This is a genomic window from Achromobacter sp. ISS7 (assembly GCF_056523125.1).
The window spans coordinates 2194325-2207189 of the sequence record NZ_JAWRZD010000001.1; the positions used below are offsets into that span (position 1 = coordinate 2194325).

The following is a 12865-nucleotide window of genomic DNA, read 5'->3' on the forward strand; positions in this document are numbered from 1 at the left end:
CGGCCGTCTGGCAGGGGGCGATTGGCCGCGTTTTGCCGCCCATGATATACATTTCCGCTGGCCCACCTGCCCCGACCGCGATGCCCGACCACGCCCCTCACCCTCCGCTGAGCACCGAACGCCTGCTGCTGCAACCCCTGTGCCTGGACGACGCGCCCGCCATCCAGCGCATCTTTCCGCAATGGGAAGTGGTGCGCTACCTGGCCGAACAGGTGCCATGGCCCTATCCCGACGATGGCGCGCGCACCTACGTGGAACAGGTGGCGCTGCCCGCCATGCGGCGCGGCGTGCAGTGGCATTGGTCGCTGCGCCTGCGCACCGAACCGGACCGCCTCATCGGCCTGATCAGCCTGATGCGCGACGACCCCGGCAACCACCGCGGCTTCTGGCTCGACCCGCAGTACCAGGGCCAGGGCTACATGACCGAGGCCAGCGAGGCGGTCACCGCCTACTGGTTCGAGGTGCTCGACCAGCCAGTGCTGCGCGCGCCCAAGGCCGTGGCCAACGACGGCTCACGCCGGCTGTCCGACCGCACCGGCATGCGGCGCGTCGCCACCGAGGAACGCGGCTTCGTCTCGGGACGCCAAATGGCCGAGATCTGGGAAATCACGCGCGAGGAATGGCAGGCGCGCAAGCGCTGATCCTGGCCGGCGCGCACGCGCCGTCTCCCGGGCCGCAGGCAAGCCGGCCCCGTTTTTCTGTCCGATACCGCCTACGGGGCCAGCCACCTGAACGGCGGTTTAAGCCGGCGCTTACCGCCCCTTTCGCCCCGTTTTCCGGCGGATTGCCCCGGTCGCGGCGTGGCTAGAATTTGCCACCATCCCGCATTCCGTAAACCGGATGCCCTCGCTATCGGGCAAGATCCATGAATCCGTCTACCGTCATCGGCGCCGTTGTCGGCCTGCTCACCCTGGTCATCGTCATCGCGCTGGCCGCCACCAACCCCGGCATGTACTTCAACCTGCCGGGCCTGGCCATCGTGCTGGGCGGCACCTGCGCCGCGCTGTTCATCGCCTATCCGCTGTCCGAAGTGATGCGGGTCTTCAAGCTGGTCGGCACCGTGTTCCGCCACGACCAGCACGACCAGCAGCGCGACATCGAGGAACTGGTCAACATGGCGCAGCTGTGGATGAACACCGACGTCCACAAAGTCGAGCTGGAACTCAAGAAGGTCACCAACCCGTTCCTGCGCACCGGCGTGCAGCTGATCATCGACAACACCCCCGAAGACCAGATCATCGAGCTGCTGCAATGGCGCGTGGCGCGGCTCAAGGCGCGTGAAATGGCCGAGGCGCAGATGTTCCGCGTCATGGCCACGTTCGCGCCGGCCTTCGGCATGCTGGGCACGCTGGTCGGCCTGATCAACCTGATGGCCGTGCTGGGCGACGGCAGCATGACCACCATCGGCCAGCAGCTGGCCATCGGCCTGATGACGACCTTCTACGGCATCCTGCTGGCCAACCTGGTCTGCAAGCCGATCGCCGTCAAGCTCGAACGCCGCACCGCGCGCCGCGTCGAGTCCATGAACATGGTGCTGCAGGGCATCTCGATGATGTGCGAGAAGCGCGGCCCGGCCGTGGTGCGCGAGACCCTGAACTCGTTCGTCATGCACGTCGAGGACGAAATCTACGACGGCGGCGCCTCCGCGCCCCGCGGCAAGACCGAGGGCCAGGTGCCCACGGCCGCCAAACCCGTGTCCATCACCCGCCCGGCCGCCGCGCGTCAATGAGCCTGATTTCCCCCTCCCTGGCGCAGCGGATCGAGCAGGCCCGCCAGGCCCAGCTGCGCGCGCAGAAGGCGGCCGCCAATAGCGGCTGGCGCCCGAGCAAGAGCGACCGCAAGGACCGCTACGCCCGCTGGCACGTCGACGAAACGGTCGAGAGCGACGCCGAGAACTGGCTGCTGAGCTACCTGGACCTGATCACGCTGCTGCTGGCCATGCTGGTGGTGATGCTGGCCGTCTCGCGCCTGCATGGCGGTTTCCAGGACGCCGGCGAACAGCCCGTCGACCTGGTCGGCAGCCTCGCGGCCAAGGGCCTGCCCGCCTACGACGGCGAGTACGCCGAGTTCGACACCCCCGCCATCCCCGCCAGCTGGGCCGACGCCGGCCAGCCCGCCGCCAGCACGCCTGCGGCGGCCCCCGGCGCGCCGGCCGCCGAAGGCGAAGTGCTGGCGCAGGCCGCTCCGCCCCTGAAGGCGCCGTCCAAGGAATCGCTTGGCCTGGGCGACCTGGGCAAGTCGGTCGACGTCATCATCAACGAGCAATCGGTCAGCTTCCGCATCAGCAACGAGCTGCTGTTCCCATCGGGCCAGGCCACCCTCAGCCCGTCGGGCCTGGACGTGATCAAGCGCCTGGCCACGATCCTCAACAAGAACGAGTACCAGGTGTCGGTCGAGGGCCACAGCGACCCCGTGCCGATCCAGACCCGCCAGTTCGCCTCCAACTGGGAACTGTCCAGCAGCCGCGCCACCAGCGTGCTGCGCGAACTGGTGCGCGACGGCGTGGCCGGCAGCCGCCTGCGCGCCGTGGGCTACGCCGAGACGCGTCCGATCGAGTCCAACGACACGCCGGCCGGCCGCGCCGCCAACCGCCGGGTCGAACTCATCATGGATATCACCGCCCCGGCCAAGCCGGCCCAGGCCGACGCCAAGGGCGCGGACGGCAAGGCGACCACCGCCGCCAATGGCAAGGCCGCGCCGGCCAACGCGGCCAGTGCGCCGGCCGCCAGGACGGCCAGCGGCAAGGCCGCCGACGCCAGGACCGCCGACGCCGCGCCGCACGACGCCAAACCGGCCGACGTACCGGCCGCCGCGGTTGCCGCCCCGGCGCCCGCGGCCCGCTCCGAGGCCGCCAGCCAGGATGCCGCGCAGGCGCCATCCACCCTGACGCCGACCGAGGCCACCGCCGCCACCCAATCCTGATCGCCCCGCCGATCCCCAACCGGCCGCGGCCGGTTTTATTTTGGCGATCGATGTAAAGGAACCTTGACACATCAAAACCGCATCGCCACAATGTCAAGCACGCTTTACACAACCGGAGAACGACCTCATGCATCAAATCCAGGCGCGACGCCTGTATCTCAAGGAATTCGGCGGCGCCATGGCGCTGTACGTGGCGATGGTGGCCATGTCGGTCTACGCCGGCCTGCATCTCGAACCGGGCGCCTTGCGCACCGCCCTGCTGGCCAGCCCGGTGCTGGCGATCCTGCTGGTGATCCGCGCCGTGGTGCGCCAGATCCGGCGTTCCGACGAGTTCATCCGCAAGACCACGGCCGAACACCTGGCCATTGCCGCCACGGCGACGGCGGGCATCACCTTCACCTACGGCTTCCTGGAACTGGCCGGCTTTCCGCGGCTCAGCATGTTCTTCGTCTGGCCGCTGATGGCCGCCGCCTGGCTCGCCACCAGCGCCATCGACTACCTGCGCCACCGATGAAGAACCTGATCCGCGACCTGCGCGCCGAACGCGGCTGGAGCCAGGCCGCGCTGGCCGAACAGCTGAACGTGTCGCGCCAGACGGTCAATGCGATCGAGACCGGCCGCTACGACCCGAGCCTGCCGCTGGCCTTCGCCATCGCCCGCGTGTTCGGCCTGCCGATCGAGACGATCTTCCAGGAAGACTGAAGCGGCGCGATCCCGCGCCGCGCAAACAGCGGTAATCTGGCGACTGCCCGGCCGCGCATCCATTGGCGCGGCCGCTTGCCGTGTCCACCGGGCCCCTTCCACCAGGAATCCGCCATGCCGTACATGCTTCTCATCGTCGAACCCACCGGCCAGCGCGCCGAGCGCACCCCCGAACAGGGCCGCGACGCCTACGCGCAGATGCAGCGCTACGCCGAAGGCCTGCAGGCGCGCGGGCTGCTGGCGCGCGCCGAATCCCTCAAGTCCGACAAGGACGGCGTGCGCCTGCGCGTGCGCGACGGCCAGCGCACGCTGGTCGACGGCCCCTTCGCCGAAGCCAAGGAAATGATCGGCGGCTTCTTCCTGCTCACCTGCGACGACCGCGAGCAGGCCTTGGCGCTGGCCGCCGAATGCCCGGCGGCGCAGTGGGCCACGGTCGAGGTGCGCGAGCTGGGGCCCTGTTTCATGTAGCGCCGGGTCATCGCCGCGGGCGGTGCCGGGACAGCGCACTAGGTACTTACCCTGATCCACCCGGTTCCCTGTCGATTCGCGCGCGCCTCATGCGTCGTGCCAGTAGCGACCCTGCCGCGCCTTGCGGCCGGGCCAATCGATACCAGGAGATTCCCGATGCGATTCATGATCATCGTTCGCGCCAACGCCGACAGCGAAGCCGGCAAGCTGCCCGAAGCCAGCCTGCTCGACGCCATGGCGACCTACCATGAAGGCCTGGCCAAGGCCGGCGTGCTGCTCGACGCCAGCGGCCTGCAGCCGTCCTCCAAGGGCTGGCGGGTGCACTACGACGGCCAGGGCCAGCGCAAGGTCATCGACGGGCCGTTCGCCGACACCAAGGAACTGGTGGCCGGCTACACCGTGATCCAGGTGCGCTCGCGCGAGGAAGCGCTGCAATGGACGCTGCGATTTCCCGATCCCTTCCCGGGCCAGCCCTGCGCCATCGAGGTGCGCCAGATGTATGAACTGGACGATTTCGGCCCCGGCCAGGAAATCGACCGCTTCCGCGAACTGCTCGGCAACGGCCAGTGAACCGCGCCATCCGCCCAACGACTCCCGCCACGAGGTCCCTCATGCACAAGCAGATCTTCGTCAACCTCCCCATCGCCGACATGGCGAAATCGCAGGCCTTCTTCAAGAGCCTGGGGTTCAGCTTCAATCCGCAATTCACCAACGACCAGGGCGCCTGCATGGTCGTCGGCGACAACATCTACGTCATGCTGCTGGTGAAGGATTTCTTCCAGGGCTTCACCAACAAACCCGTCGTCGATGCCAAGGGCGCCACCGAATCCCTGATCGCGCTGTCCTGCGAAAGCCGCGCCGAAGTCGACGACCTGGTCGCGCGCGCCAAGGCGGCGGGCGGCAGCGCGCCGCGCCCGCCGCAGGACCATGGCTTCATGTACGGACACGGATTCGATGACCTGGACGGCCACATCTGGGAAGTGTTCTACATGGAACCCGGCGCGACGCCGCAAGCATGACCGCGGCGGCCGGATCGGCGGCAACCCACCGCGCCATCGAAGCCGTCTGGCGCATCGAGGCCGCCAGCGTCATCGCCGGCGTCGCGCGGCTGGTGCGCGATGTCGGCCTGGCCGAGGAACTGGCCCAGGACGCGCTGGTGGCCGCGCTGGAGCGCTGGCCGGCCACCGGCGTGCCGGACAACCCGGGAGCGTGGCTCATGACCACCGCGAAGAACCGCGCGCGCGACCGCCTGCGGCTGGACGCGATCCACCGCCGCAAGCACGAGCAGATCGGGCATGAGCTCGAAGCGCTGCAGGCCGATGTCGAGCCCGACTTCGTCGAGGCGCTGGACGCCGCGCGCCAGGACGATATCGGCGACGATCTGCTGAGGCTGGTGTTCACCGCCTGCCACCCGCTGCTGTCGACCGAGGCGCGCGTGGCGTTGACGCTGCGCCTGCTGGGCGGGCTGTCCACCGCCGAGATCGCGCGCGCCTTCCTGGCCTCGGAATCCACCATCGCGCAGCGCATCGTGCGGGCCAAGCGCAGCCTGGCCGCGGCGCGCGTGCCGTTCGAGGTGCCCGGGCCGCTGGAGCGCGCGGCGCGGCTGGCCTCGGTGCTGGAAGTGATCTACCTAATCTTCAACGAAGGCTACGCCGCCACCTCCGGCCAGGACTGGATGCGGCCGGCGCTGTGCGACGAGGCGTTGCGGCTCGGCCGCATCCTGGCGCAGCTGACGCCCGGCGACAGCGAAGTCCACGGGCTGGTGGCGCTGATGGAATTGCAGGCCTCGCGCCTGCATGCCCGCAGCGACGCCGAGGGCCGCCCGGTGCTGCTGCTGGAACAGGATCGCGGCCGCTGGGATACGCTGCTGATCCGGCGCGGCCTGGCGGCGCTGGAACGCGCCGAAAGCCTGGGCGGGGCCAGCGGCCCGTATGCGCTGCAGGCCGGCTTGGCCGCCTGCCATGCGCGGGCGCGGCAGGCGCAGGACACCGATTGGCCGCGCATCGTGGCGCTGTACGACGCGCTGGCGCAGGCCATGCCGTCGCCGGTGGTGGAACTGAACCGCGCGGTGGCCGTGGGCATGGCGTTCGGGCCCCAGGCCGGCCTGGACCTGGCCGACGAGCTGGCGCGCGACCCGGCACTGGCCAACTACCACTGGCTGCCCAGCGTACGCGGCGACCTGCTGGCCAAGCTCGGCCGTCACGCCGAGGCGCTGGCGGAATTCGAGCGCGCCGCCGGCATCACCCGCAACGACCGCGAACGCGAGATGCTGCTGGCGCGCGCCGCGGCCATGCGGGCGGCGGGATAGGCCGGCGCGGCGCCGCCGAACGTGCTTAAATTCCGCCATGGCCTCATTCCTGCCTTCCGCCGGCGGCGTCCCTGTCGCCCCCGACGCGCGCCCCGAACCGCTGATCGCGGGCGTGCCGCAGGCCTTCGACCACCCCAATGACCGCGCCGAATTCCGGCGCCCGGCGCACCGGCCGGGCATCGAGCTGTACCGCGCCCACATCATCCGCCACGCCTTCGAGCCGCACACCCACGAGGCCTTCGGCCTGGGCGCCATCGAGACCGGCGTCGAACGCTTCCGCTACCGCGGCGCCGAGCACCTGGCGCCGCCCGGCTCGGTGGTGCGGATGAATCCCGACGAACTGCATACCGGCCGCGCCGAGACCGAAGGCGGCTGGCGCTACCGCATGGCCTACATCGACCCCGCCGTGGTCGCGCAGGTGGCCGGCGAGGCCGATTGGTGGTTCGACAGCGCGGTCAGCCACGACGCCGCCAGCGCGCAACGCGTCACCGCCCTGCTGGACGCGCTGTGGCAGGCGCGCGAACCGCTGGCGTTCGACAGCGCCCTGCACGCGCTGCTGGCCGAATTCCGCCGCCACGCCCGCGTGCCGCGGCCGCCGCGTCCCGAAGGCGCGCCGCGCTTCGGCCGCGTCATCGACTACCTGCGCGCCAACCTGGCGCGCCGCCTGACGCTCGAGGAACTGGCCGAGGTGGCCGGACTCAGCCCGTTCCACTTCCTGCGCAGCTTCCAGGCGCAGTACCACGCCACGCCGCAGCAGACGCTGATGGCGCTGCGCCTGTTCGAGGCCAAGCGCCTGCTGGCCGCGGGCGAAACGCCGGCCCAGACCGCGCTGGCCGCCGGCCTGACCGACCAGGCCCACCTGACCCGCGCCTTCACCCGCCGCTACGGCGTCACGCCCGCCCGCTACCAGAAGCAAGTGCGCGCCTGAACCGCCGGCCCGCAGCAATCTGGTACAAGACCGGCCGCCACGGCCGTCGCTAGACTGGCCCGTCTGTTGAATTCGCGATGGGAACACAGCTATGTGGGCAGGAACCTCTTACGCCCTGGCGGCCGGCTTGATGTGGGGGCTGGTATTCGTCGGCCCCTTGCTGCTGCCCGAATACCCCGCCGCCCTGCAATCGGTGGCGCGCTACCTGGCGTTCGGCCTGATCGCCATGCCGCTGGCCTGGTTCGACCGCAAGGCGCTGCGCCAGCTCAGTCGCGCCGACTGGATCGAGGCGCTCAAGCTGGCGGCCATCGGCAACCTGCTGTACTACCTGTGCCTGGCCAGCGCCATCCAGCGCGCCGGCGGCCCGGTGCCGACCATGATCATCGGCACGCTGCCGGTGGTGATCGGCATCTGCGCCAACCTGCGCAACGCGCGCCGCGACGGCCGCCTGCCGTGGAAACGGCTGGCGCCCTCGCTGGTGCTGATCGCGCTGGGCATCGCCTGCGTCAACCAGGTGGAACTGCAGGCGCTGCGCCAGGAGGCCGACGCCGACCTGTCGCGCTACGCCATCGGCGCGGTGCTGGCGCTGGCGGCGGTCGCCTGCTGGACCTGGTATCCGCTGCGCAACGCCGACTGGCTGCGCAACCATCCGGGCCGCAGCCCGCGCACCTGGGCCACCGCGCAAGGCGTGGCGACCCTGCCGCTGGCGCTGGCCGGCTACGGCCTGCTGTGGGCCGGCATGGCCGCCACCGGCAGCGACTTCGCCATGCCGCTGGGGCCGCGCCCCGACGTGTTCCTGGGCCTGATGATCATCATCGGCCTGTTCTCCTCGTGGCTCGGCACGCTGTGCTGGAACGAAGCCAGCCAGCGCCTGCCGACGGCGCTGGTCGGGCAACTGATCGTGTTCGAAACGCTGGCCGCGCTGGCCTACGCCTTCATCCTGCGCGGCAGCATGCCGCAGCCGCTGACGCTGGCCGGCATCGCCCTGCTGATGATCGGCGTGCTGAGCGCGGTGCGGGTCAAGCCCGAGCCGCTGCCCGCTTAAGCGCATCTCGGCCGCCAACCGGCCGACGCGCGGCGGCCGAAGATCGGTCAAGCGGGATCGGCGACCCGGGTTCGACGACCCGGGTTCAGCGGGCTGACGCTGACACGCTCTAGAATGCGAGGCGAAATTTTTTCGCGCCGCCCAGGATCCGCATCGGCTTGGCCGCCATGGCGGCAAACGGGCATGCCCAGGCGCCGCCCGGGCTCCCGGCCTGGACGCCGATCGAGACAACACGAGTACATGAAAACAAGAACAGCCTTCATCGCCGCGCTGGGATTTTCCGCGCTGCTGCAAACACCGCTTGCCTGTGCCGAGAACATCAACGGCAAGAACCTCTTCCAGCAGCGCTGCGCCATGTGCCACGGCGCCGACATCAAGGGCACCGGGCCACTGGCCAGGAAAAGCAATCCGCCCACCCCGGACCTCACCACCGCCGCGTTCAGGAAGCGGCTGGTCGATTACCCGGGCGTCATCGTGTCGTCGGTTATCCTCCGTCCCAACGGCGACCTGATTCCCAAGACGCTGCGCGAGAACGGCGTGAAAGTGCCGCCGCACGCCTGGACGGTCAAGGATTTCCGCGACCTGAACGAATACATGACCGGCGTGATCGCCAAGAGCCGTTGATGCGGGCATCGCCGCGGCGGCGGCCCCCGCGCATGACGCGTCCTAGATGATCTCCGACAGGCGCTGCAGGTCGCTGATGACCTCGAAGGCGCCTTCGTCCAGCAGGCGCTTGCGCTGGTCCGGCCCGTTGTGCGAGGCGCCGATGTAGCCCACCGCGCGCATGCGCGCGGCGCGGGCGGCGCGCACGCCCGGCACGCTGTCCTCGACCACCACGCATTCCAGGATGGCCGTGCGCATCTGCCGCGCGGCAAACAGGAACACATCCGGCGCCGGCTTGCCGTGCGCCACCTGCGCCGTGCTGAACACATGCGGCGCGAACGCGTCCCACAGCCCCACCAGCTTGAGCGCCGCCTCCAGCTTGGGCGGCGTGCTGCTGGAGGCCACGCAATATTCGATGCCGCGCTGGCGCAGCGCCGCCAGGGTCTCGTGCACGCCGGGCAACGCGCGCAATTCCTGGCGGAAGGTATCCTGCAGGCGGTCGGCGTACTGGCGCGGAAAATCCGGCGGCAGCGGCCGCGCGTTCTCTTCCTGCAGGGTCTGCCACATGTCGGCGTCGGGGATGCCGGCGAACCGTCGGGCGGCTTCTTGCGGCGTGATGGCGATGCCGTGTTCGGCCAGCGCGCGCGACTGGGCGCGCGCGGCGATGATTTCGCTGTCGATCAGGACGCCGTCACAATCGAAAATGACCAGGCGCGGGGCAGGCGTAGGCATAGGGACTCCACGGGATGCGAGCCTCCATGATAGGCCGCCCGCATGACAATCCATGCGGGGGCGGCAGCGCCTACAGGCGAGCGCCGTTCAGACGCCGCAGGCGCCAGGCGATGGCCACGCCGCCCAGCGCCGCGGCCGCCACGATCAGCGAGGCCTGCGCCCAGCCGTAGCGGTCGATCACCCCGCCCACCGTCACCGGCCCGATCACCTGCCCCAGGTTGCTGCCCATCATCACCAGCCCGACCGTGGCCGCCGTCAGCGCCGGCCGCGGCGCCACCAGCGGCGCGGTGCCCAGCAGGGTCGCCGGGATCAGCCCGCCCACCGCCGAGAACAGCACGCACAGCAGGAAGGTCGGCATCGCCGGGAACACCGAGCGGAAGATCAGCAGCGCCACCACGCCCATCGCCGCGCTGGCGCAGGCGATCAGCGTCGAGCGGCGCCAGCCGCGCGACAGCAGCACGCCCGCGCCCAGGTTGCCGATGATGTTGGCGGCGCTGGCCACGGCGCTGTACAGCCCGGCGGTGGCCAGCGGCAGCCCGAGCTTGTCCATCAGCAGCACCGGCAGGAAGGTGAACAGCGCGAAGAACATCAGGCTGTAGAGCGTGAACGAGGCCGCCAGCAGCATCGGCCCGGCCGCGCCCAGCGTGTCGGTCGTGTCCTGCCGCAGACCGTGCCAGGACAGGCCGGCGCCCGCGGGCGTGGGCGGCGCCAGCGCGGCGATGCAGCCCAGCGCGATCACGGCGGCCGCGCCGGCGCACCACCAGTAGGCGTGCCAGTCGCCAAAGGCCTGCGAGGCCAGCATGGCGATCGCCATGCCCGCCGGCATGTAGCAGCTCCATAGCGCGAAGGCCAGGTCGCGGCTGGACGGCAGCACCAGGCGCTGCAAGGCCGCCGGCCCGGCCACCGTGATCAGCAGGAACCCCAGGCCCTCGACCACGCGCGAGGCCAGCAGCACGCCATAGCCCGGCGCCAGCGCGCCCGCCGCCGTGCCCGCGGCCACCGTCGCCAGGCCGCACAGCAGCATGCGGCGCGCGCCGAAACGCGCGATCACGCCGCCCGCCGCGATGCCGCCCAGCACGCCCAGAATCGAGAACACCGCCGTCAGCGTGCCGATCGACGCCAGGTCCAGCCCCAGGTCGCGCCGCAGCAGCGGCGCCGCGATGATCACCTTGCCCACCTGCAACGACGCCACCACCCCGGCGCCCACGATCGCCAGCACCGCCGCCCAGCGCGTCGCCGCCGGCTGGCCGGCGCGAGCCGTGCCCTCCACCTTGTCCATCCTTGCCTCTCCTCGCTTGCAATGCCGCCAGCATGCCGGCCGGAACCGATTCTGATAAGTGATAATCTTTTGATGGAACCGATCTCGAAAATAGATCAGGACGCACGATGATAGACGCCCTCACACTGGACCAGCTACGCGTGTTCGCCGCCGTGGCCGACACCGGCAGTTTCCGCGCCGCCGCCAAGCAGCTGTCGCGGGTGCAGTCGGCCGTCAGCCACGCCATCGCCAACATGGAAACCCAGCTGGGCCTGCGGTTGTTCGACCGCGGCGGCCACCGCCCCGTCATGACCCCGGAAGGCCAGGCGCTGCTGGCCAACGCCCGCGACATCCTGCTGCGGGTCGACGCCATGCGGGCCCGCGCCCAGGGCCTGGGCGAAGGGGTCGAACTGGAGCTGTCGCTGGTGGTGGACACGCTGTACCCGCTGGCCCAGGTCGGCGCCGCGCTGAACCGCCTGCGGGCGGCCTATCCGTCGGTGGCCACCCGCGTCGCGGTGCTGCCACTGGGCGGGCCGATCGCCGGGCTGCTGGACGGCAGCCACCAGCTGGGCATCATCGCCGGCGAGCATTTCCGCCATCCGCGCATCGCCGTGCAGGCGCTGTCGTCGGTGCAAATGGTGGCGGTGGTCGGCGCCACCCATCCGCTGGCCGCGCGCGTGGCCGACGGCGCGCCGCTGACGGCGCCCGACCTGGCCGACCACCTGCAGGTGGTGCAGATCGACCCGTCCACGCTCAGCGCCGGCCGCGACTTCGCGGTGCTGTCGCCGCAGACCTGCCGCGTCAGCGGACAGGACACCAAGCACGCGCTGATCCTGGCCGGCGTCGGCTGGGGCCGGCTGCCGCTCTGGCTGGTCGAGCGCGATCTGGCCGAGGGCCGCCTGCTGCGCCTGCCCACCGGCAGCCTGGGACGCGGCAGCCAGGTCGCCACCGAGATCTACCTGGCGCACCGCATCGACCAGCCGCTGGGACCGGCCGCGCGCACGCTGGCGGCGGCGCTGGCCGGCGCCTGACCTGGCGCGCGCCGTGTCCGGCTGGCGCCCCCGCCATCGGCGCCTATCCTGCGCCCCCGCCCGCCTCCGCTCAGGTCCGCGGCGGCTGCGCGTAGCTCACGCCCATGCCGGCGCGCACGTCGTTCTGGATGCCATACGGCGGGATCGGATAGCGCAGGCCGTTGGCCGACAGCGCCTTCATCCCTTCGATCGCCATGGGCAGGTAGCGCGGCGGCAACGCCATCAGCATTTCCTCGTCCGGCACGCCGCCGTAGCGGCGCTCGGCATAACAGGGCAAGGACAGGCTGGGTTCGCCGGTGGCCAGCGCCCGGCCCCAGGAGTCGGCACAGGCGGTCTCGCCCACCACGCTCCAGTCGAAGCGCCGGTAGTGCTTCCATTGCAAGCCGTTGATGAGGATGATCATCTGCCCCGGCGTGGCGTACACCAGGCAGATGTCGGGCGGGTCGAGCCGGCCCGAGGCCAGCGGCGACACCGCCAGGGCGCGGTACTTGCCCGCCGGCACACAGGACAGGGCTTCCTGCCGGGCGCGCGCGTCGGCCTCGGTGGCATGCCACACGCCGACGTATTCCTTGCCGCTGCGCCAGGCCTCGTCCTGCGGCCCCAGCCCGATCACGGCGCGGCACTGCGATCCGACCAGGTCATCGCCGGTGATGCCCACCGTCCACCCCAGCCGCGCCGCCATGCCGACGATCTGGTCGGTGGTATGAGTGGCCTTGGGACGCCGCAGTCCCTTCACCCCGGCCAGCGCCGCCTCGTCCTCGAACAGCTTCATGCCGATGACCGTGGTCTTGAGCCGCAGCAGCCGATTCAGTTCATCGACCAGCGCCGCCCAGTCCCGGGGGGTCTCTTGCGTTGTCTCTTCCATGCC

16 protein-coding genes are annotated in these 12865 nt (G+C 70.7%); 13 read left to right on the forward strand and 3 right to left on the reverse strand.

Going from position 1 to position 12865, the window contains the following annotated elements; all coding sequences use genetic code 11:
* Positions 1-80: 80 nt before the first annotated feature.
* From AC1HFW_RS09870 to AC1HFW_RS09925, 12 genes are all read left to right on the forward strand, one after another.
* Positions 81-641 carry a GNAT family N-acetyltransferase gene (locus AC1HFW_RS09870; protein ID WP_479283018.1) on the forward strand — a complete coding sequence of 187 codons (561 nt, stop codon included), beginning with the start codon at positions 81-83 and terminating at the stop codon, positions 639-641.
* 224 nt (positions 642-865) lie between these two features.
* On the forward strand, positions 866-1729 hold the full coding sequence (locus AC1HFW_RS09875; RefSeq protein WP_006395343.1) for a motility protein A: 864 nt from the start codon (positions 866-868) through the stop codon (positions 1727-1729).
* Positions 1726-2922: an OmpA family protein gene (locus AC1HFW_RS09880; RefSeq protein ID WP_479283021.1), complete on the forward strand. Its 1197-nt coding sequence runs from the start codon at positions 1726-1728 to the stop codon at positions 2920-2922. The genes AC1HFW_RS09875 and AC1HFW_RS09880 overlap by 4 nt, the downstream gene beginning before the upstream one ends.
* A gap of 127 nt (positions 2923-3049) precedes the next feature.
* Positions 3050-3436 (forward strand): hypothetical protein, encoded by a 387-nt coding sequence (locus tag AC1HFW_RS09885; RefSeq protein ID WP_006395346.1) that lies wholly within the window; start codon positions 3050-3052, stop codon positions 3434-3436.
* The gene (locus AC1HFW_RS09890; protein WP_054434154.1) at positions 3433-3624 is read left to right on the forward strand and encodes a helix-turn-helix transcriptional regulator; all 192 of its coding nucleotides are present in this window, start codon (positions 3433-3435) and stop codon (positions 3622-3624) included. Before AC1HFW_RS09885 ends, AC1HFW_RS09890 begins: the two co-directional genes overlap by 4 nt.
* 114 nt (positions 3625-3738) lie before the next feature.
* Complete coding sequence (locus tag AC1HFW_RS09895; protein ID WP_006395348.1) at positions 3739-4092, forward strand: YciI family protein; 354 nt, start codon at positions 3739-3741, stop codon at positions 4090-4092.
* Between the two features lie 156 nt (positions 4093-4248).
* Positions 4249-4662, forward strand: a complete 414-nt coding sequence (locus tag AC1HFW_RS09900) for a YciI family protein (RefSeq protein WP_479283022.1) — start codon at positions 4249-4251, stop codon at positions 4660-4662.
* A 41-nt stretch (positions 4663-4703) separates the two neighbouring features.
* Complete coding sequence (locus AC1HFW_RS09905) at positions 4704-5111, forward strand: VOC family protein (protein WP_006395350.1); 408 nt, start codon at positions 4704-4706, stop codon at positions 5109-5111.
* A complete protein-coding gene (locus AC1HFW_RS09910) occupies positions 5108-6400 on the forward strand; it encodes an RNA polymerase sigma factor (protein WP_479283025.1) in 1293 nt (430 codons plus the stop codon). Before AC1HFW_RS09905 ends, AC1HFW_RS09910 begins: the two co-directional genes overlap by 4 nt.
* Positions 6401-6437: 37 nt before the next feature.
* Positions 6438-7328 (forward strand): AraC family transcriptional regulator, encoded by an 891-nt coding sequence (locus AC1HFW_RS09915; protein WP_241073368.1) that lies wholly within the window; start codon positions 6438-6440, stop codon positions 7326-7328.
* Between the two features lie 91 nt (positions 7329-7419).
* The gene (locus AC1HFW_RS09920; RefSeq protein WP_479283027.1) at positions 7420-8373 is read left to right on the forward strand and encodes a DMT family transporter; all 954 of its coding nucleotides are present in this window, start codon (positions 7420-7422) and stop codon (positions 8371-8373) included.
* Positions 8374-8613: 240 nt separating this feature from the next.
* Positions 8614-8997 (forward strand): c-type cytochrome, encoded by a 384-nt coding sequence (locus tag AC1HFW_RS09925; protein ID WP_006395355.1) that lies wholly within the window; start codon positions 8614-8616, stop codon positions 8995-8997.
* A 42-nt stretch (positions 8998-9039) separates the two neighbouring features.
* Here AC1HFW_RS09925 and AC1HFW_RS09930 read toward each other — a convergent pair whose 3' ends face one another.
* Together AC1HFW_RS09930 and AC1HFW_RS09935 are read right to left on the reverse strand one after the other, a co-directional pair.
* Positions 9040-9708 carry an HAD family hydrolase gene (locus AC1HFW_RS09930; protein WP_006395356.1) on the reverse strand — a complete coding sequence of 223 codons (669 nt, stop codon included), beginning with the start codon at positions 9706-9708 and terminating at the stop codon, positions 9040-9042.
* A 70-nt stretch (positions 9709-9778) separates the two neighbouring features.
* Positions 9779-10987, reverse strand: a complete 1209-nt coding sequence (locus tag AC1HFW_RS09935; RefSeq protein WP_479283029.1) for an MFS transporter — start codon at positions 10985-10987, stop codon at positions 9779-9781.
* A gap of 107 nt (positions 10988-11094) precedes the next feature.
* Between AC1HFW_RS09935 and AC1HFW_RS09940 the strand changes: the two genes are divergently transcribed.
* Positions 11095-11997, forward strand: a complete 903-nt coding sequence (locus AC1HFW_RS09940; protein ID WP_479283030.1) for a LysR family transcriptional regulator — start codon at positions 11095-11097, stop codon at positions 11995-11997.
* A 70-nt stretch (positions 11998-12067) separates the two neighbouring features.
* On the opposite strand, the gene AC1HFW_RS09945 is transcribed toward AC1HFW_RS09940, so the two are convergent.
* Entirely contained in the window at positions 12068-12862 is a 795-nt protein-coding gene (locus AC1HFW_RS09945) for a DUF169 domain-containing protein (protein ID WP_116522775.1), read from the reverse strand.
* Positions 12863-12865: the final 3 nt, after the last annotated feature.